A 19,938-nucleotide genomic window follows, 5' to 3' on the forward strand; every position below is an offset into this window, starting at 1 on the left:
CCATTAGACGACCCCCGAATATTAAATTGTTAGCTTCTCCGCCAAAGGCGGATGCGCCCGCTGGCGCAAAAGGCTGGAGTCCTACCATTAGACGACCCCCGAATATTAAATTGTTAGCTTCTCCGCCAAAGGCGGATGCGCCCGCTGGCGCAAAAGGCTGGAGTCCTACCATTAGACGACCCCCGAATATTATAAATTCCAAATTCCAAGCATCAAATTCCAGACAAATCTCAAATTCCATTTTTAAAACTACGCGCCTGAACTCTTGATTATTGATGAAAAAATCTTTAATAATTCCGTGGATTCGCCAATCAATATATCCTTTATCCTGTTTAAATTCTGGTCTTCAATTCCCAGGAGACTTAACCAAAGACGGCTTTCCTTAACTTCTTTTCTGCAAATCTTCATTCTTAAAAAGAAATCTTTTTTGCTCAATGATTCATTGGCCTCAATATAATTCGCCGCCACCGAACCCGATGATCTTGCCAGCTGTTTCGCGTATTCAATATTGGTTATTGTCCTCGGCAAGGTTTTAATAAGATCCCGACACTGCAGTGCAAATTTGAAAGTGCGTTCTTCCAGACTATACGCTTTGGAATTTGGAGCTTGATCCATTGGAATTTGTTTGGAATTTGGTATTTGGTGCTTGGAATTTATCAAAGATATTCTATCCGGTCAAATATTCTATTTAATGACTATTTCCACCGTCCGATCCGTTACCACATACCCCAATAATCGGCTGATTTCCTGCGTCGCACTTTCATTGGCGCGCGCGAGCATTTCGTCGGTCAGCGCCGCCGCCTCGGCCTGGGCCGTTATCTCGGAGAGGGCCTGATTGTAGCCGTCGTCATTGTCAAAAAGCCGTTTTAAAATCCCTTGGCTGTTTTCCACCTCAATCTGTCCGACCAGCCGCGAATTAAAAAGCTGGGCCTTGGGGACTCTGACCGTCACCTTGTCGGCCGCGACCGCGACATCACCCTCCCCCACCTTGGATAAATCAATGCCCAGATTCACCTCAACCACGCCGTGCGCCTTGATGACCTGGCCCCACAGAATATTTTTCCAAAAATTCTGCTCCGATGCGTCAATGGTCAGCGGTTCGTCAAACACGTAAGTCTGCGTAACTAAAAATCCGCGGTCATGGAGCGCGGTCAATATCAGCTGGCTGGAAACTTTTTTAGCGTCGCCGGAATCGTGCGTCACCCACCATCCGATAACAACGCCAACTATCAGGACAAACGCAATACCGAACAAGTACCATCCCAATTTTTTCATATTATTAAATTTTAAACTTTAAGATATTTGCCGAGCGCCATGCTGGTGCTCAGGATGCAAATTATGGACATGCCGATAAACTGCCCCACGAAAATCAGAACAAAATTCGCGTTGAAATAGTTCAACAGCCCGATTGGACCTTCAAAAAAGCTGCTGAGATACGGTTCCGTGAACAAAACCGAAAGATAAACGATGCCGACGATAATGCCGGTCGCGAAAAGCGAATACATAACGCTCTCCACTAAGAACGGCAAACGCACAAACCAGTTGGACGCGCCCACGAGTTTCATGATGCCAATTTCCTCGCGGTGGGTGTAGATTGCCACGCGGATCGTGTTCATCACGATAAGAATGGCAATCAGCATAAATAAGCCACTCAGGACAAGGGCCGACTTTTGCAATTTGCCGGTGATGGAATCAATGCGGTCGATTATTGTTTTATGATCGTCAAAATTTTTATCTTGTATATATGAGGTAAATTCCGGATTATTGAGCGTCTCAAGTATAAATGGATAATCGTCCGGATTGTTCGCTTTGATTACGAGCGTCGCGCCGAGCGGATTTTGCTCCAGCTCCTCGAGCGAGGCCATTATTTCCGCGTTATCTTCATGCTCGGCGCGGAACTTGGCGATTGCCTCATCGGCGCTGATATATGTCACGTCCTTGATCTGCGAAAGCCCCAGAAGATATGAACGCACATTCTTGACTGCGTCCTCGGATGCCTCAGGATTAAAGTAAACACTCACATCGATTTTCGACTGCACCGCCGAAACCGCGGTCTGAGTCAAAAAATTCATTGTGACAAAAATATTTATTGTAAAAAGCGTCAGCACGAGAATGCTGATGGTGATTATGGAGAGCCAGAAATTTCTCCAAAAATTCTGGAATGCGAATTTGATGATTCTAAAAAATGAAATCATCATATTATAATGAGTATTTTCCCTCTTCGTGGTCCTGGATGATCTGGCCGTCCTCAAGCGTGATGACGCGCTTGCGCAGGGAGTTCACCACCTCGCGGTTGTGGGTCACGAGCATAACCGTGGTGCCGTATTCGTTAATTTTCTTTAGCAGGTCAATAATTTCGCGGGTATTGATTGAATCAAGGTTCCCGGTCGGCTCGTCGGCCACCAGAATCTTGGGCCGGTGCACGAGCGCGCGCGCGATCACCACCCTCTGCTGCTCCCCGCCCGAAAGCTGACGCGGATACCGCCACATCTTTTCCTCAACGCCCACGATTTTAAGCACGTTGGGCACGATTTTTTTAATGCGGGCGCCCGGCACGCCGCAAACCTGAAGCGCGAAAGCCACGTTTTCAAAAACCGTCTTTTTGGGCAGCAATTTAAAATCCTGAAAAACCACGCCGATCTGGCGCCGGAGCATGGGCACCTCGTCCTGCCGGATGCGCGAAATATCCCAACCGCCGATTTCAATCATGCCCTTGGTCGGCCTCTCCTCAGCGATGATGAGCTTGATCAAGGTCGTCTTACCCGTGCCGCTCTGCCCGACTATGGAAACAAACTCTCCGGGCCGGATATGCAGGCTCACGTTCTGCACGCCCACGGTATTGGGTTTATAAATTTTTGATAAACTCTTAAGTCTGATCATGGCGTTGTTGTTAGATTAACAGCTGACGAAGTTGAACTCGCCGCCTGGGGCAGGGCGTAAAAATCAACATTTACTCTCATGGTACCCCGGAGATAATTGCCGATTTTTTGGAAAGCATCTACATCGAGGTCAATCACCCGATCCGGAAAAACCGAACGGTCCGGACCCCAATCGTTGATGGTCACCACGACCGATTTGGTCGAATCGGCTTGGCTTGTCACCAAAAGCTGCGTTCCCTTTGGATAATCAGGGCTTGCGGCGCAGTCGCAATCCTTGAATTCGTACCAGCTCGCCACCCCGCTCGTCATAATTTCATGCTCCCCAAACACCGCGAGCCGCGCGTACGGCAGATGAATCAGAGCCTTGACCGCCGAGCGCCACTGGATATCCTTGCTCGGCAGAGGCTCCCAGTTATTAGAGATCCCATTATAAAAATACAGCCCCTTTTCATAAAGATAGGCCAGGCCGGAATCATAATTTATCTCAAACCAATAATATTTCGTGTTGTCGTACGCCTCTTTGTTTAGGACATCAAAAAGATAAATCGGCGTGAGCAGGGTCTTGCCCGCGGGCAATGTATCGGCCATAATTTCCGGGTCCAGAATCTTAATATCAATCCCAGTCGGGCCTTTGACCGCTTCCGGTAAAATTCCGAGCTTGAGTTTCTGATCCGTGCTCTTTACGGTATATCCCTTGATGATCGTCGGCTCGTCAAGAAAAATATGGGAGACGAGCTCCTTTTCCGCGACATCGGCAAATGGCAAAACGCTCGCCGCCTGCGCCAAATTCAGGGGTATCGCCAATAAAATTGCCAGAACTAGATATCTTGCCATAATTTATATTATTCGGTATTATATTAACCAACCCGCGGGATTAGTACAGTGGCAGTATGCTTGCTTCCCAAGCAAGAGACGCGGGTCCGATTCCCGTATCCCGCTTTTAAAAACGGATTGTTTCGCGAAGCGATCCCGACTTCCGCGAAGCGGAACGTCGGGACGATTCCCGTATCCCGCTAATATTTTACGCTGATTTTTTAAAAAATTCAATCCCGAGTACGCCACCGTAGCTCAGCTGGTAGAGCAATGCTTTCGTAAAGCAGAGGTCGTGGGTTCGATCCCCACCGGTGGCTTTTTGATTTGAGCGGGGCGATTATTCCTAGACCGTTAGCCAATGATTTGCTCGTTATCGGACATCATGCACGATGAATCAGGAATTATGAATCAGGAATCAGGGTCTTTCTAAGCTAGGCTACCAATATCCGTACGATAAGCTTTTAACGGCCACTAATTCTTAATTTTCAGACCCATTGAGTACCATCCGACAAATTATGATTCATAATTCATAATTCCTTATTCATGATTCCTCGTACTAATGCGGCACTAAATACAAAATTTTGGCAGTTTTAATTTCTTCCTGAAGATATTTTTCAAAATCATCCGCGTTGCTGCCGTATATGGCTTCGGTCAATTTTTGCCCCAAAATAAACGGCTTAACCACGTTTTCTTTGTATTCCTCCGCCGTCCAGCCAAAAAGCTTTTTTAAATTCATTTCAAGCTCGTCCTGATCCGTGTCACCGACCGCCCGCTGAAACTCCTTTTCAATTTCATAATCAAAGGCCTTGATCTTCCGTTCCGCGGCCATCTGCTCCAGCACTTGATTCGCGACCAGCCGCTCGGCCGCGCTTTTGCGTATTTGCCCTTCGGTCATTTCCGAGCCACCCTGTTCCCGGGCAATATTGCGCAGGGTATTCACATTGTCCGCGTACTCGCGATAAAGCACGGGATGGTAATTCACGAACATGGCCGGATACGGCAAGGCACGGGTCATAAAACAATAAAACGCGTTTGTGCTCCTGAACCCATAAATTCCGATCGCGGTGAGAGCCTTTATCAGAATAATCGCCGCGATCGCGATAATAATAATTTTTTTTGTATCTTTTGTCATTTTATGTCCCTAAAAAATATTCGAGCCAGCGCTGAGGGTTGCTTTTTTCTTTTACCGGCGCATCTCCGTTCGCCGAATCCTGCCCAACGGCGACCGGGACCGCGGTTTCTGCCGACGGCTCGGGCATTACAGCCACCGATTCTCCGGGTTTCATTAGTCCGAGTTTAACCCTTGCCTCCTCCTCCAGATAATCGCTTGTCTTTAATTGTTCGGCAAGCTGAAGAATATCCTGATTCCGCACTTCCAAAGCCGTGGCCTTGTCCTCCAGGCTCTTAATTTCTTTATCTATCTCGTAATTGCGCACAAATTCGCGCCCGAAACTAAGCGCCACCAGAAAAAGAATGCAGAGGTTAATCGCAAAAAAAGTTTTTAGTCCCAGAATCTGCCTTAATTTTCCCTGCCGCGGCTCTCTCATATATTTTCCTCGTCGCTAAAAAAATCCTTAACCGCTTTTTCTTTTTCCTCGCTTTTAAGTTTCTGCACCAGCGCCTTGATTTCGCCGATTGTCAGCCGGTCAGTGAACTCTTTGAGCGCGTTTATCTTTTCGTCGCCCGGCGCCTGCGTCCGTGCCTCAAGCTTAAGCTCGTTGATGAGCTCCTGCAGCACGTGCGGATGGCGCACCTTGCGCACTTCCAAATTCGCGGTTGTGCTAGCCGTCTGTATCAGCACGTTGCCGTAACGTAAAACCGTCTGGCAGACGCCGTGGATCCGGTATGAAACATCCTGGATGTTTTGGTACGGCGCCACCGAAACCGTACGGTCAAAAAATCCGCGCTGGTCAATGTCAATTACGCGCTGATCGGTCACTACAAATACATTGTAATACCACTGCACCACCTGCCGCAGGGCGTAAAAGACGCCGAAAACAATCGCCAAGACAAAAATCCCAACGCCCCACCAGCCCAGCTCAAAAAGAGGAAACATAAAAAAGAACGGCGCCACCAAAAGCGCGAACGCTATAACCACGCTCGGCCAGTAGGTCAGCGGAAACTGATGCGCCGCGTAAATTACTTTTTCATCGTCTTTTAAATTTAGTGCTTTTTCCAAACTCATAACGCGTGAATAATGAATTATGAATCAGGAATCAGGAATCGCGACTCAACGAGATCCTGATTCATAATTCCTAATTCTTGATTCCTCGTTTTTTTAAAATCTGCCTCACGACTTCTCTATCGTCCCACTTTATCTTGCGTCCGCCTTGCACCACCATGGCCTGCTCGGCTCCCTTGCCGGTAATCAGCACAAAATCTCCGGGCCCGGCAAGACTGATCGCTTTTTCAATTGCCTCCTGGCGATCCATGCGCTTGAACAAATTTTCATCCAGAACCTTGCCGCCGGCCATTGCCCCCTCAGTCACGCGGTTGATAATTTCCATGGGATCTTCGTCGTAGGGATCTTCGTTCGTGACAATTACATAATCCGCGGTTTCGGCGGCCATGCGCCCGAGAATTGGCCGCCGCGCCTTGTCACGGCCGCCGCCGGCCGAACCAAGAACATGAATCAGTTTATTCTTTGGAATTGATTTTAAAAGATGATACAGTTCGGCGAGCGAATTCGGTTCGGGCGCGTAGTCAATCATTACCTTGAAATCCTGGCCCGCGTCAATGTATTCCAGCCGCCCGGGAATTGTTTTGGCCTGCGCGAGCGCGTCCCGCGCGGCCTCGAGCGGCACTCCGAGCCCGGCGGTCACGGCGATTGCCGCGAGAGCGTTGTAAATATTGAATCTCGCCGGCAGAGGCATTTCAAAATCCATGCCCTTAAGGGTAAAACGCGAACCCGCCGGCTCAAGCACCGCGTCCTCGGCGCGGTAGTCGGAAAAATTTTCCATTGAGTAGGTAATCTTTTTATCCGCCAGAAAATCCAGAAAATAACCCGCGTTTTCGTCATCCGCGTTCACCGCGATAATTTTCGGGATGACCGCGCCGCCGATTTTCTTGTTCTTGAATCTTGAAACATGCGCGAATAATTTGCCTTTGGCTTTTTTGTAATTTTCAAATCCGTGGTGCGCCTCCAGATGCTCGGGCGCGAGATTGGTAAAAACCGCGGCATCGTATTCAACGCCCAGATGCCGGTGCTGGTCCAGCCCCTGGGAGGAGGTTTCAATCACTGCGTAGACGCAGCCGGCCTTCACCATGTCGCGCAGCATCTTCTGGAGCCGGAAGCGGCCCGGCATGGTCATCTTAGTGTCATTCAGCCATTCCTTGTCCCCCACCTTGAAATTAATGGTGGTGGTAAACCCGGTTTTCGCGCCCGCCTGCTCCAGAATCCGGCTAATGAGATTCACGGTTGTTGATTTGCCGTTCGTGCCGGTCACGCCGATGACGATAAGCTCGCGCGAAGGATTGCGGTAAATCAAGGCCGCGATACGCGCCAAAATCAAATGGTAGACCCCCAGAATTGGCCGCGGTATTAATTTTCTTAATGTATTTAACATCTGCTTCATTTTACCATGATTTGGCCAATATAAAAACCCCCTTTTTGAACGGGGGCTTTTAAATATTTCTTACTTTTTGGCGCCCATGATCCGGAACATGGTTGTGCCGCATTTCGGGCACTTTCCCTTCATCGCGCGGCGTGTCTTTCCGCCCTTGCCCTTCATCTCAACTTCCTTCGCTTCCGACATATCCTGCTTGGCTTTGCACTTTACGCAATAGCCCTGGACTTTCTCGACTTTGTCTCCGTTTGCCATAGATTTAGCTAAATTATTAATAATTTCTTAGGGTTAAATTAACTTATACACATTATAGCACAAATAAGCTCAACCGCCTATATTTTACGCACAGCCCGGATAAACTGCTCGCCACGGTCAAATTCATTGCGAAATAAACCAAAGCTCGCGGCCGACGGTGAAAGCAGGATAATCTCACCTTTTTTGGCAAGCTTTTTGGCGAGATTTACGGCCGCGTTCATGGAGTCTACCGTGGACTCAATCTCAACCCGGTTTTTTTTGAGTTCGGCGGACATTTTTGGCGTGGCCGTGCCCTGAAGCAGGACGACTTTTTTACAATATTTTTTAAGCGCCTTTGCCCATTCCCCGAAGATGAGCTCTTTGTCCGCCCCGCCGGCAATCAGGATGATATTCTTCTGCACCCCGAGGGTGCGCAGAGCCGCGATTCCGGCATCCGGCGTGGTGGCGGTAGTATCATTATAATATTTGACTCCCCTGATCTCGCGGATGAGCTCCTGCCGGTCCGCCAGGCCATTGAACGCGCGCAGGGTTTTCCGCACCGCGACGCACGGCACGCCCATTATTTTCGCTACCGCGAGCGCGGCCAGACTGTTATAAAGATTATGTTCTCCGCGCATTGCCGCGTCTTTTACTGACGCGACATTACGGACGCGCCCGTCCTCTCGGAAAATCATGCGTCCGTTTTTAACCATGGCGCCGTTTTCTTCAATGAACGGTTTAAGCGAAAACCAGAAACGCCGGCCAATCACCCGCGCGCCAAACTGCCGCGTATATTTATTATCGCGGTTCAGCACTGCGAAATCGCCGACATTCTGATGCGCGAGAATCATTGCCTTGGCTTCGCCGTACTCTTTCATGCCGTTATATGTATTCAGATGATCGCGCATCACGTTGGTGATGACCGCGCCGTGCGGGCTCATCCGCCCTGCGTTGAGATCTTCAAGCATCCATGAAGAAAGTTCAACCACCGCGACATCCCCGGGCCGGAGTTTGTGCAAAAAATTCAACGGAGAAATCTTGATATTGCCGCCCAAAAAAACGCGCCTGTATTTGCGCTTCAGCATCTCGTAGATGAGCGACGTGGTCGTGCTCTTGCCGCGCGTTCCGGTGACCCCGATAATCCGGCACGGGCAATGGCGGAAAAATATGGTCATGTCGGATTCAATGTGCGCGCCGGCTTTTCTCGCCGCCGCAAGGTATTCGGAACTGCGCCGCATGCCCGGATTCTTAACCACAATGTCGGCTTCGCGGAAATCCGATATCCGGTGCTTTCCCAAAACAAACTTAATCTTGAGTCCCCGGAGCGAGCGCACGCTTTTTGCAAGAAGCGCGGCGGACTTCAAATCCGTCACCGTGACCCGCGCGCCGAGTTTGGCAAAAAACCGGGCCGCCGAAATCCCGCTCCCCTTCTCATACGACCCCAAACCGGCGATCAGGATTTTTTTATTTTTATATTCTGAAAATTGATTATGCATAATTTGTAATATTACCTGCTCATCTGCGCGGACGAACAATATCGTCCTCCCCCTTTGTTCAAAAGGGGGAGACAGGGGGGGGATTTTTTTCTCTAATCCCCTATCGCCTCGGCAATTTTGTTGACAACCTCATCTGGGCTTTTTAATACATCGCCGTTTGAAAAACGCAGCACCCTAAGTTTCCAAACATACTCCAGATATTTATTTCTTTCTTCGTCACGTGTTCTCTGCAATTTGTCATAATTATGATGACCGCCATCAACTTCAACCACCAACTTCTTAGACGGACAATAAAAATCAACTATATAATTGCCAATCCTTGTTTGACGAAAAAATTGCGCGCCATAAACTTGTTTGTGGCGCAATCGAATCCAAAGTGTCATTTCCGCTGGCGTCATCGCCTTACGAAGATTGCGCGCCGTGGTTTTTAGTTTTGAGTTGTAAGTAGGCATAAAATCCCTCCCTGACCCTCCCTTTTGAACAAAGGGAGGGAACGTTATATGAATGTCTTAATCAGCTCACCGTCATTCCCGCGAAAGCGGGAATCCAGCCGCTAAGATTAACCAAGACGCGCCGTATTCAAGCGGATTGATTAACGGATGATTTCAAATAATATTAAATCAGATTAATATCAATAAGCAAATCCCTCACTCTTTGAAAAATCTTCTCATGTCCGCGAGCGTTTGGATGCAAGCCATCCTCAAAATCCTCGTGATTCAATAAGCTCTTAATCTCCGCATATTTTACCCCCTCTACGCTACAGATATCTTTCAAGGCATTATCATACTTAATAACATTATCATCATCATAAAACAATTCCGCATCCCAGGTCGTTGGCATGGTCTTTTTCTCATCAACTCCGGCCAACCCCACAATTATTGCCCTGCCCTCAATTTTCTTTGCCTGTTTTATCAATTTAAAAATATTCTTTTTAAATCTCCGTAGCGGGACTTTTGGATTTTTTTTCGCCACGCGATAATAAGAATCATTGATGCCGACGGCAAAAATAATTATGCCGGGGTCTCGCGTCCTAGCCTCTCCCTTGAATCTTTTTAAAAGTTTGTCCGTATTGTCTCCCGAAATACCAAGATTATAGACCGAAACATCTTCGTAATTTTTAGCACAAAAAATCTTCAGTCTCTCCGCCCAGCCGCCCTGTTCATAGTCGCACGCTCCCCAGACGATACTATCGCCAAAAACGCAAATATTTTTATCCATATTTTTAAAATTTACCAACTAGATGCGCCCACCTCACAATTATCATTGCTTTAAAAATCTCATAATACATTCTAATGTATTCCCTCAGCCCATTCGTAAACCCGACCTTCTGCATCTTGCGCCTGATGGTGAGCCCCGGGCACTCGGCCGAACCGTACTTGAGTTTCCTGGACCGGCAGTAATAATTCATGGCGATCTCGGCCATGAATCCGCGCCGGTACGCGTCCGGAATATCTTCAAAAACCTGGCGCCGCATCGCCCTCTCTCCGCCGATCAGCGGCAGGATTCCGGAAAGCTTCATCAAAAATTTTCCACGGTCGCGCAATCCCACGCACATGGCAAGCCGGCCTTGGATAACGGGTTTTAAAATTGCTTCAATATGCGCGTGGCTGAATCCGTACAAATCCGCATCCGCGAAAAAAATAATCGGCGCATCGGTGTGCGCCACGCCGTGCGCCATTGCCGCGCCTTTTCCGCCCTTGATCGGCAGCTGATGCGAGATCGTAATTCCGGCGCGGTTGCCGATTTCATGCGTACGATCGGATGACGCGTCGGAAATCAAAATCACCTCGTCAACAAGCGGCGAGGTTTTCAATGTCTCCAGAATCGGTCCGATTGTCTCTTCTTCATTAAACGCGGGCACGATTGCCGCGACCCTAGGCTTTTGACCATCCATAAATCCTATTTCTTACCAATAAAATAAAGATTATTGAAATCAAGGTGAACATTGAATATATAATGAAGACTGCATGAAAACCTAAGAATTGCGCCACATATCCGCCGACAAACGCGGTTATACCCATGGCAAGCGAGGTAAGCGATCCGTAAATCGCCCAAGTGCGCCCTTCGCTGTATCCGTCGACAAATCTTGTCCAAATCGTGTACCAGCCCGGATAATACAACGCTGCGCCGATGCCGTCCACAATCTGCAAAAGAAAATAATGCTCTATACGGTGAATAAAAATATATCCGATCGGCACTAGGCTCATGATAAAAAGACCCAGGACCAGTGTGATGAACTCGCGCCGATTGCCGCGTTCGCGGTCATTGAATATGCCGAGCGGAACAATCACCGCGGCCTTCACGAAACAAACAATCATGACGGCGAGTCCGGCCGCGAATATCGAACCTCCAACGATTTTATCGTTAATAAAAATTGCGATAACCGGCGACACCAGTGTAACGCCGGATAAAAATATCACGTCCGCAATGATGAGATATTTTAGAACTTTATTCATATCATTTTCTTAAAGAAACTTCGTACATTATTTCTTCGATCTTGCGAAGATTATTTTTGGCCTGATCATACTTGGTGCGCAGATATCCGGCCAGATCCAACTGTATAAGCTGGCTCATGATTTCCGTAATCGCATCCTTGATCTTCCGGACGTCCTCAAAATTCTTTTCCGTGGCCTCTCTGACCGCGCGCCTCACCAGCTCGCCAGTAAAATCCGAAAGCCCGCCGATATAAATTTCCGTATCAACCTGGCGGTCGCGAATTTCACAGACGCAACCGCTGTGCAAAAATTCGCCAAATAATTTGGCCTCGCAGTATTCCTCAAGCGCGGCGCGCCACGAACCCTCGTGCCGGAGCGCGGGCATACCCTTTGCCTCGCGATCCAGACGCGCGAAAATTTTCTCCGCCTGTGCCAAATTCTCCTGCGCCGATTTTACGTCATCGCGGTGGTAGGAAAAAATCGCGCGCTTTGACAAATTCAGCGCCTCATTTGAATTTCGCACGACAATCCTCCTCTTTGTTTCGTGCATCTCGTGCCCGTGCCTTATTTTAGCGAAAAAAGCTTTATTCATAAGATGATTTAGAATTATAGCATTTAAATTAAATTTGTTAAATCGCGCAAGCCGGTTGTTTTCTCTTCCGGGCGGCAATAAAAAAGAGCTTGGTAATTTCAATGGCCAGGATTTCAATCACGCCGATTGCCAGCACCAACAGCCAGTCCTTGAAATAAAGTACCTGCAAACCAAACAAATTTTGAAAAAACGGAACATAAAGCGCAACAAGCTGCAGGGCCAACCCCCCAACCACCGCCGCCAGCAAAAAACGGTTGCTAAACGGATTAAATGTAAATATGGTGTGGCGCAGGCTTCGGCAGCTAAAAACATAAAAAAGCGAATCAACGCCCAGCGCGGCAAACACAATCGTTCGGGCATAATCCACCTCCTTGCCGATGTTCAGCATATATATAAAAAGCAGAAAAAGACCGATATCAGTAAGAATTCCGACGAGAAAAATTAAAAGCTTCATCTCCCGGTTCATAACCGGCTCGGTTCTTGGCCGCGGCGGAATCCGCATCACGTCTTTTTCTCCAGGCTCAACCGTGAGCGCAAAACTCGGCAGGCCATCGGTAATGAGATTAATCCACAAAATCTGCGCCGGCAAAAGTGGCAGCGGCAGTCGGAAAATCAGGCTACCGACAATCAGAATCATTTCGCCAAAACTGTCCGCTAGATGATAAACAATTATTTTTCGGATATTGTCAAAAATTATCCTGCCGCGGTGAACCGCGTTCACGATTGTCCGGTAATTATCATCCAGGAGTACGAGGTCGGAATTTTCCTTAGCCACGTCCGTGCCGCTCCCGAGCGCCACGCCCACATCCGCGGATTTTAATGCCGGCGCGTCATTCACTCCGTCGCCGGTCATTGCCACCACCGCGCCGGCCGCCTGCCAGGCGTCAACAATGCGAACCTTGTGCTGCGGTTCAACCCGCGCGAAAATATCAACCCGTTTAATTACCTTGGCGAGTTCGCGGTCATTCATTCTGTCAATCTCTGCGCCGTTCATGGCGTTATCGTGTTTTATTTCAATGCCCACCTGCTCGGCCACCGCCGTAGCGGTCAAAATATGATCGCCGGTCACTATCACCGGCCGTATGCCCGCTTCGCGGCAGAGCCGGATTGTTTCGCGCGCCTCCGGACGCACCGGATCCTGCAACCCAACCAGGGCGGTAAAAACCATTTCCTTGAGATCGTTCTCCCCCAAATCCGGATCTTCAGGATCGTGCCGGCGGTATGCCGCGGCCAAAATCCGCAGTCCCTTGCCGGCCAGCCTCAAAACATCCTTATGAATTTTATCGCGTTCATCTTTTCCCAGATGATGTATTTCTCCGTCCGCGAGATAATATGAACAGAATGAAAGAACTTGTTCCGGCGCTCCTTTTACGTAAATCACGTCCGCGTCTTTCTTGAACTCGTGTCGCGTCGCCATGTATCGCTTTCCGGCATCAAACGGCAGTTCAAATTTCCGGACATAACTTCGCGCGAGCTCGTGGATATCCAGCCCGGACTCACGCGCCGCCCGGAAAAGCGCCACCTCGGTCGGATCGCCGATAATCGTCGAAGTAACCGGCTGGTCCGGATTTTCGAAATGAGCGTCATTACACAATAAAACGATTTTTAGCGCGATCGCGTGATCGCTTTTGGCAAACATATTTCCCTCAATTTCGGACGGAAGTTCGAGTGCGCCCTTATATGTTTCAACTGTCGTCACTTGCATTACGCCGAGTGTCAGGGTGCCGGTTTTATCCGAGCAGATTACCGAAACCGACCCCAATGTCTCGGCCGTAATCAGCCGACGCGTCAGCGCCTGTTTTTTTAGTATTGACTGCATGCCGATCGCGAGCACCACGGTCATTGCCACGAGCAGGCCCTCCGGAATCGCGGCCACCGAAAGAGCGACACTCGTGAGCAGCATCCCGAACCACGGTTGTCCCAATATCACGCCAAAAATAAAAATCAGCAAGCTGATTATTGAGACTATCCCGCCAAGTGATTTTCCCAAAAAACTAAGCTGGACTTGAAGCGGCGTGGGTTCTTCCGGGATTTCGGAAATCATTTTCGCGATACGACCGAGTTCGGTTTCACGTCCGGTCGCCACGGCGACCGCAACCGCGCGGCCGCGCACCGCAACGGTTGAAAGATATGCCATATTGCGGCGTTCGGCGAGTAGTGTGCCGGCCGAGAGCGGAGTTATAATCTTGTTAATGGGCAGGGATTCGCCGGTAAGCGCGGCTTCATTGGTCGAAAAATCATAGGCCTCGATCAAACGGCAGTCGGCCGGAATGCGCGCCCCGGCTTCGAGAATCAGGATATCGCCGGCCACGACCTCGCGTGACGGAATTATAATCTCGCGCCCGTCGCGCCGGACCGTTGCCTGCGGTTCAATCATCTCTTTCAGCCTTTTCAGCGATTTATTAGCCTTATACTCCTGCACGAACCCGATAACCGTATTCAAAAAAACCGCGGCAATTATCACGCCAAAATCCACAAACTCCCGTATCACCAGGCTTATTCCCGCGGCAACGAGCAGAATGATAATCAGCGGCCCCTTGAACTGGGCGAGGAAAACCTTAAGGCCGGACAGCCCTTTTTCGCGGGGCAATTCATTAAACCCACACCGCTCCAGCCGATGCGCCGCATCGTCTTTTGCGAGTCCGCTTTTCTGCGTCCGCAGCATATTCAATATTTCCTTGGCCGGACAGGCGTGCCAATTGTTGCGAATTTTAGCCATAAAACATTCTTATCATAGCATGAAATGAGATATTGAAATAATTGTCAAACCTACCGGCGATACAGCCCCTCGATGCTCTCCACGATCTTTTCCCAGTTGAAAAATTCTCCGATAAATTTCTTTGCTCGCGCGCCCTTATGCTTTACCATTGCCGGATTCGCGAGCAAATACTCCATCTTCTGCCGCAGGTCCGTGACATTGCCGGACCTAAAAGAAAATCCCGAGTGATCAATTGTTTCAAGATTTTCCGGGATGTCGGAAATCAAAACGCATTTGCCAAAACTCATGGCCTCCAAAATAGTTATTGAAAGCCCTTCTGATTCGGACGGATGGACATACGTATAGCAATGGGCGAAAAGCTGGCGCAGGGTGTCACCGGTGCGGAAACCGGCAAAGATAATATTGCGGTTGCCCTCGGCCAGGGCTTCAAGAAACTTTAAATACTGCGAAGAAAAACTCGGCGCACCGACAATCACCAGTTTCTTCTGGGTCTTCAGCCCCTGATACGCCTGGATTAAATAGTGAATACCCTTGTGCTGGACGAGGCGCGCGACCACCAGAAAATATCCATCCGGCCGGACCCCGAACTGCTCGAGTTCGTCCGAGCGGCGCACGATGCCCGGCTCAACGCCGTTCGGAATATATACCGCTTCTCTCTTAAATCTCCGTGCGCAATAAATCGCAATATTCTGACTTACCGCGATTGTGTAATGTGGAAAATGGCAGGCCGTCCATTCTCCCCAGGCAAGATAAAACCGCGCCGCGAGCCCCCATTTTTTGTGGAAACGATCCTGACTATGAAATGTCACCAAAACTTTTGCGCTTTTTTTAAACAGTCTTGGGATCCACGCCAGAGTGGACGGTCCGACACCGTGATAATGAATAATATCCACGTCTCGTCCTAAAACATCAAGCGTGCAAATAAACGTATGAATAATCGCTTCAAGATTTTTGCTCTGAAAAGTCCACCGCCGCAAAAGCGTGACACCATTATACTTGCGCGTCCGCTCTTTTTGAAACCACGGCCGCACATACACAAAAACCCGGTGCCCGTGCGCCGCGAGCCGTGTCGCAACTGCCTCCACATGAGTCTCAATGCCTCCGCCGAGTTCCCCTGATTTCGGGATACCCTTCTGGCCAATCATGTAGATTTTTAATTTTTTGTTTTGCGCCTTTGCCATAGACACATATATTTTAGCCTAATTTTAATCAAAAAACAACTGTATACCGGTTGAAACAATTTTATAAATTTGATAGAATAATAATATTATGTTATTCAATCTCTTTGTATTAATCGCCGGGCTCGCGATTCTCATAAAAAGTGCCGACTGGCTCGTGGACGGATCGTCTTCAATTGCCAAAAAACTCGGCGTGCCATGCATCGTTATTGGCCTCACCGTAGTTGCATTCGGCACATCTGTCCCCGAATTGGTCGTTAATATTCTTTCCAGTTTCAAGGGCGCCACGGATCTTGCCATCGGCAACATCATCGGCAGTAATATCGCGAATATAATTTTAATTCTTGGGATTACTGCAATATTTTATCCCCTAGCGATAAATTCCGGCACCACCTGGAAAGAAATTCCGTTGAGCCTGCTCGCCGCTATCCTTGTTTTCATTCTCGCGAACGACACTCTGATCGATGGCACCGGAGAGAGCGTACTTTCCCACATTGACGGCCTGGTCCTTCTGTCTTTTTTCTTAATCTTTCTTTATTATACCTACAGCATCAGCCGAAGCCGCACCGATTCTAAGGACAATATAAAAACCTACAGAGGCTGGCTTTCCTTAATTATGATATGCGGCGGCATTGCCGGCCTTGCCCTTGGCGGAAAACTTGCAGTTGATTCAGCTATTAAGCTTGCGGAAATCGCCGGCCTTAGCCAGGCTTTTATCGGTCTCACAATCGTCGCGGTCGGCACCTCACTTCCCGAGCTCGCCGCTTCGGCGGTCGCGGCGTATAAAAAGAATCCCGACATCGCCGTGGGCAACATCGTCGGCTCCAATATATTTAATATATTTTGGATCCTTGGTGTAAGTTCGATAATCCGGCCGCTACCGCTTACTCCGGGTATGAACTCTTCCATCATCGTCGCCGCTCTCGCCACAATCCTGCTTTTTTCCTTTATGTTTATCGGCAAACGGCACATTCTTGAACGCTGGCAGGGCGTCGGATTCCTAATCTGTTATGCCGGATATTTACTCTTTTTAATATCGCGGGGCTGAACCCTTGATTTTATTAATCGAATTTGATAACATATTTTCATTATTTGGGCCGGTAGTCCCGATGTTCCGCCACGGGCGGAAATCGGGATCCCGACATCCCGACGCAGTCGGGATCGTCGGGGCTCAGTCAGAATATTCTTAAAATAAATATAAAAAAATGATAATTTGGGCCGGTAGCTCAGTCTGGTAGAGCAACTGCCTTTTAAGCAGAAGGTCCTGGGTTCAAATCCCAGCCGGCCTACCAATCGAGTAGTCAGTAATCAGTATTCCGTAGTAGATTATTAAGTAAGTCGAAATATATTTGCTGGGATTTGAATCGGGGATGGTAAGGGGGCGCAGCCCCCTTGCTTACCGAGGAAAGCCCACGAAAACCCGAAGGTTTTCGTGAGAGTCCCGAGCTTGTCGAGGGACGATGTGAGAATCCCAGCCGGCCTACCAAATTAGTTAATGAAAATTAGTTTCTACGCGCTCGGCTGTAAAGCCAACCAGGCCGACAGCGATAAAATCCGCGACGCCGCGGCCGCCAACGGATGGACGATTGTCCCCTACGGCGAATCCTGCGACTATTCAGTAATCAGTGGCTGCGCCGTCACCTCCGGCGCCGAACAGCGCACGCGCCAGATGCTCCGCGCCGCGAAAAAATCCGGCAAGCAAGTAATTGCCGCCGGATGTTTTGTTAAAAAAATTTCAGAGATTGATTTATATTTTTCAAATCCCGACCGGGTTATTGAATATCTTAAATCTCGGCACTCCGCAAGACCGCAGTCCGTGCCGCGCCCGTCAACGCGCGCCTTCATCCGCATCCAAGATGGCTGTAATTTTAACTGTTCATACTGCCTGATCCGCAAAATCCGCGGCAAATCGGTTTCCCGGTCGTCCGCGGAGATAATCGCGGAAATCAATCAGGCCGGAGCCGCTGGTGCCAAAGAAATAATACTGACCGGCATCAATATCTGCCAGTACCGCGAAAACAAACTCCGGCTCGCGAACCTTGTCGGATTAGTGCTTTCTCAGACAACCATTCCGCGGATCCGGTTCGGATCAGTTGATCCCCGCCCCATAACCGCCGAATTTATCGCGCTTTTCCGCGAACCCCGCCTCATGCCGCACCTGCATCTCTCTCTCCAAAGCGGCAGCAACCGCATTTTGAAACTCATGAATCGCGCCTATTCGGCGGAAGATTATACGCGCATCGTCCGGGCCGCGCGCCGCGTCAATCCCCTGTTTTCATTTTCCACGGATATCATCGTCGGATTCCCGGGTGAAACCATGAATGATGTTAATCTGACAATTGAATTAATCCGCCGGATTAAATTTATAAATATTCACCTCTTCCCGTACTCCGAACGGCCGGATACCGCTGCCACCCGGCTGAAAAATAATATATCTCCCGCGGAAATAAAATCGCGCATGAATATCCTTTCCCGCGCATCGGAAAATACGCGCAACGAATGGTTGAAAAATTATTCCGGCCGAACACTAGAAGTGCTGTATGAAAATAATAGTAAAAAAAGTAGTAAAAATATCTGGTACGGATATTCTCCGTATTATTTCCGTATGCGCACACGTTCATCGAAAAATCTTCACAATTTAATTTTATCCACACCGGCAACTCTTGACACCATGCCTTGACAAATGTCCAAATATATGGTATAGTAATTACACTAAATATTAAGAAAAAAACTATGGCAGATTGCACATGCGGCAACGATCCGTGCACTTGCGAAGATGTTGCCGAGGGGACTCCGGTCGAGGAAACTCCCGAGGAGACTCCGGTAGAAGAAGGTTCCGCCGAGGAGCCGGCTTCGACTGAAGAAGAAGAAATAATCTAATTGACTGTAAAACTTGTAACAAAATAAAATATCCTCCGAATATCATCGGAGGATATTTTATTGATTAATTATTTTTTCAAAGCCAACCCAATAATCAAATCCGCCATTTTATCGCGTGCGCCGCGCGGCAGAATAATAGATTTTCGCTTTGCTTTTTCCCGCAGTTCGTCCAGATGTTCAAAACTGTGACGAATCGTCTCTACGAATCTTTCCGGCGTGAGAGTCTCTTGCGGCAGATACTGCGCCGCATTGGCGGATTCAAATATTTCAACGTTTTTTTCCTGATGCGAATCCGGCATTGGAATAATTATTGCCGGTTTAGCGAGAGCCGCAAGCTCGGTAAGCGTTCCCATGCCCGCGCGGCTGACGACCAGATCGGCGGCGTCATACGCGCGCGACATTCCTTCAGTCAAGAGCGGATACACGCGATAACCGGACTTATCTTCACTGATATTGCCTTTGCGCGGACCCGCAATGTGCAGCACCTGACAAAATTTTAAAAGTTCGGAAAGCGTCTCTTTTACCAGCTCATTGATGCGCGCCGCGCCGGTTCCGCCTCCCAGCACCAGAAGAACTGGCTTTTCGTTGGTAAAATTAAAATATTCCAACGATTCCCGACGATTGCCGCGCAAGACATCTTCTCTTACCGGATTGCCAATCCACTTGCTTTTATTGCTCGAAAAATCTTTCAGTGACTTCTCAAACGAAACGGTAATTACTTTCGCGAACGGCGCCATGAGGCGGTTTGCGAGACCGGGACGCACATCCTGCTGATGTATGAGTGACGGGATGCCCAGCGCCCACCCGGCGAACACAACCGGCACGCTCACGAATCCACCGGCCGAAACTATGACATCCGGCCGGTTGCCTAAAAGATAAATAAACGACTGCATTAGGCCGACGAAAAAATAAAAAAAATCAACAAGATTATACAAGCTAAAGTAACGCCTGAATTTGGCGGTCACGATTGCCTTGAACGGAATATTGTATTCGGCAATTAGCTCGCGCTCCGGACCGCTCATTGTTCCAATCCAAAAAACATCGGCCAGCGGGTCGCGCCGCCGTATCTCTTCAGAAACCGCGAGAAGGGGCGTAACCGGCCCCAGGGTGAATCCTCCGGTAAATAATACTTTCATATAATTGCGA

The 19,938-nt window shown here is 48.9% G+C and carries 22 protein-coding genes and 3 tRNA genes; 6 read left to right on the forward strand and 19 right to left on the reverse strand.

The features are described from left to right. Positions 1 to 249 precede the first annotated feature (249 nt). The 5 genes from PHW53_04150 to PHW53_04170 form a co-directional block, all read right to left on the reverse strand. On the reverse strand, positions 250 to 615 hold the full coding sequence (locus tag PHW53_04150) for a four helix bundle protein (GenBank protein MDD4995625.1): 366 nt from the start codon (positions 613 to 615) through the stop codon (positions 250 to 252). Positions 616 to 684: 69 nt separating this feature from the next. Further along, positions 685 to 1,275 (reverse strand): DUF4230 domain-containing protein, encoded by a 591-nt coding sequence (locus PHW53_04155; GenBank protein ID MDD4995626.1) that lies wholly within the window; start codon positions 1,273 to 1,275, stop codon positions 685 to 687. Between the two features lie 11 nt (positions 1,276 to 1,286). Continuing rightward, positions 1,287 to 2,198 (reverse strand): permease-like cell division protein FtsX, encoded by a 912-nt coding sequence (locus tag PHW53_04160; protein MDD4995627.1) that lies wholly within the window; start codon positions 2,196 to 2,198, stop codon positions 1,287 to 1,289. A gap of 1 nt (position 2,199) precedes the next feature. Further along, entirely contained in the window at positions 2,200 to 2,880 is a 681-nt protein-coding gene (gene ftsE, locus PHW53_04165; protein ID MDD4995628.1) for a cell division ATP-binding protein FtsE, read from the reverse strand. Continuing rightward, the gene (locus tag PHW53_04170) at positions 2,877 to 3,713 is read right to left on the reverse strand and encodes a septal ring lytic transglycosylase RlpA family protein (protein MDD4995629.1); all 837 of its coding nucleotides are present in this window, start codon (positions 3,711 to 3,713) and stop codon (positions 2,877 to 2,879) included. The genes ftsE and PHW53_04170 overlap by 4 nt, the downstream gene beginning before the upstream one ends. A gap of 34 nt (positions 3,714 to 3,747) precedes the next feature. Here PHW53_04170 and PHW53_04175 point away from each other — a divergent pair. Together PHW53_04175 and PHW53_04180 are read left to right on the forward strand one after the other, a co-directional pair. After that, a tRNA-Gly gene (locus PHW53_04175) sits at positions 3,748 to 3,818 on the forward strand. Positions 3,819 to 3,936: 118 nt separating this feature from the next. Further along, positions 3,937 to 4,009: transfer RNA gene (locus PHW53_04180), tRNA-Thr, on the forward strand. 239 nt (positions 4,010 to 4,248) lie between these two features. On the opposite strand, the gene PHW53_04185 is transcribed toward PHW53_04180, so the two are convergent. The 13 genes from PHW53_04185 to PHW53_04245 all read right to left on the reverse strand — a co-directional run bounded on the left by PHW53_04185 (position 4,249) and on the right by PHW53_04245 (position 15,915). Next, on the reverse strand, positions 4,249 to 4,824 hold the full coding sequence (locus PHW53_04185; protein MDD4995630.1) for a SurA N-terminal domain-containing protein: 576 nt from the start codon (positions 4,822 to 4,824) through the stop codon (positions 4,249 to 4,251). 1 nt (position 4,825) lies between these two features. Next, positions 4,826 to 5,239, reverse strand: coding sequence for a septum formation initiator family protein (locus PHW53_04190; GenBank protein MDD4995631.1), 414 nt, complete (start codon positions 5,237 to 5,239; stop codon positions 4,826 to 4,828). Next, positions 5,236 to 5,877 carry a PH domain-containing protein gene (locus PHW53_04195; GenBank protein MDD4995632.1) on the reverse strand — a complete coding sequence of 214 codons (642 nt, stop codon included), beginning with the start codon at positions 5,875 to 5,877 and terminating at the stop codon, positions 5,236 to 5,238. The genes PHW53_04190 and PHW53_04195 overlap by 4 nt, the downstream gene beginning before the upstream one ends. A 70-nt stretch (positions 5,878 to 5,947) precedes the next feature. Beyond that, positions 5,948 to 7,267, reverse strand: coding sequence for a UDP-N-acetylmuramoyl-L-alanyl-D-glutamate--2,6-diaminopimelate ligase (locus PHW53_04200; GenBank protein ID MDD4995633.1), 1,320 nt, complete (start codon positions 7,265 to 7,267; stop codon positions 5,948 to 5,950). Between the two features lie 60 nt (positions 7,268 to 7,327). After that, entirely contained in the window at positions 7,328 to 7,513 is a 186-nt protein-coding gene (locus PHW53_04205; GenBank protein ID MDD4995634.1) for a DUF5679 domain-containing protein, read from the reverse strand. A gap of 77 nt (positions 7,514 to 7,590) precedes the next feature. Continuing rightward, a complete protein-coding gene (murD, locus tag PHW53_04210) occupies positions 7,591 to 8,988 on the reverse strand; it encodes a UDP-N-acetylmuramoyl-L-alanine--D-glutamate ligase (GenBank protein ID MDD4995635.1) in 1,398 nt (465 codons plus the stop codon). Positions 8,989 to 9,080: 92 nt separating this feature from the next. Continuing rightward, a complete protein-coding gene (locus PHW53_04215) occupies positions 9,081 to 9,440 on the reverse strand; it encodes an endonuclease domain-containing protein (GenBank protein ID MDD4995636.1) in 360 nt (119 codons plus the stop codon). A 163-nt stretch (positions 9,441 to 9,603) separates the two neighbouring features. Continuing rightward, positions 9,604 to 10,206, reverse strand: coding sequence for a GDSL-type esterase/lipase family protein (locus PHW53_04220; protein MDD4995637.1), 603 nt, complete (start codon positions 10,204 to 10,206; stop codon positions 9,604 to 9,606). 4 nt (positions 10,207 to 10,210) lie between these two features. Further along, positions 10,211 to 10,882, reverse strand: a complete 672-nt coding sequence (locus tag PHW53_04225; protein ID MDD4995638.1) for a glycosyltransferase family 2 protein — start codon at positions 10,880 to 10,882, stop codon at positions 10,211 to 10,213. Further along, positions 10,863 to 11,444: an MFS transporter gene (locus PHW53_04230; GenBank protein ID MDD4995639.1), complete on the reverse strand. Its 582-nt coding sequence runs from the start codon at positions 11,442 to 11,444 to the stop codon at positions 10,863 to 10,865. The genes PHW53_04225 and PHW53_04230 overlap by 20 nt, the downstream gene beginning before the upstream one ends. Before the next feature lies 1 nt (position 11,445). Further along, entirely contained in the window at positions 11,446 to 12,015 is a 570-nt protein-coding gene (locus tag PHW53_04235) for a hypothetical protein (GenBank protein ID MDD4995640.1), read from the reverse strand. 37 nt (positions 12,016 to 12,052) lie between these two features. After that, positions 12,053 to 14,734, reverse strand: coding sequence for an HAD-IC family P-type ATPase (locus PHW53_04240; protein ID MDD4995641.1), 2,682 nt, complete (start codon positions 14,732 to 14,734; stop codon positions 12,053 to 12,055). A 50-nt stretch (positions 14,735 to 14,784) separates the two neighbouring features. Beyond that, positions 14,785 to 15,915, reverse strand: coding sequence for a glycosyltransferase family 4 protein (locus tag PHW53_04245; protein MDD4995642.1), 1,131 nt, complete (start codon positions 15,913 to 15,915; stop codon positions 14,785 to 14,787). 88 nt (positions 15,916 to 16,003) lie between these two features. Here PHW53_04245 and PHW53_04250 point away from each other — a divergent pair, with 88 nt between their 5' ends. The 4 genes from PHW53_04250 to PHW53_04265 all read left to right on the forward strand — a co-directional run bounded on the left by PHW53_04250 (position 16,004) and on the right by PHW53_04265 (position 18,792). After that, on the forward strand, positions 16,004 to 16,960 hold the full coding sequence (locus tag PHW53_04250) for a calcium/sodium antiporter (protein ID MDD4995643.1): 957 nt from the start codon (positions 16,004 to 16,006) through the stop codon (positions 16,958 to 16,960). Positions 16,961 to 17,127: 167 nt separating this feature from the next. Further along, a tRNA-Lys gene (locus tag PHW53_04255) sits at positions 17,128 to 17,204 on the forward strand. 203 nt (positions 17,205 to 17,407) lie between these two features. Next, a complete protein-coding gene (locus PHW53_04260; protein ID MDD4995644.1) occupies positions 17,408 to 18,592 on the forward strand; it encodes a MiaB/RimO family radical SAM methylthiotransferase in 1,185 nt (394 codons plus the stop codon). A 53-nt stretch (positions 18,593 to 18,645) separates the two neighbouring features. Then, on the forward strand, positions 18,646 to 18,792 hold the full coding sequence (locus tag PHW53_04265; protein ID MDD4995645.1) for a hypothetical protein: 147 nt from the start codon (positions 18,646 to 18,648) through the stop codon (positions 18,790 to 18,792). 68 nt (positions 18,793 to 18,860) lie between these two features. Here PHW53_04265 and PHW53_04270 read toward each other — a convergent pair whose 3' ends face one another. Next, positions 18,861 to 19,928: a UDP-N-acetylglucosamine--N-acetylmuramyl-(pentapeptide) pyrophosphoryl-undecaprenol N-acetylglucosamine transferase gene (locus tag PHW53_04270; GenBank protein ID MDD4995646.1), complete on the reverse strand. Its 1,068-nt coding sequence runs from the start codon at positions 19,926 to 19,928 to the stop codon at positions 18,861 to 18,863. Positions 19,929 to 19,938: the final 10 nt, after the last annotated feature.

The sequence above is a fragment of the Patescibacteria group bacterium genome (genome assembly GCA_028710985.1).
In the GTDB taxonomy this organism is placed as follows: Bacteria; Patescibacteriota; Patescibacteriia; order JAHJFT01; family JAHJFT01; genus JAQTTB01.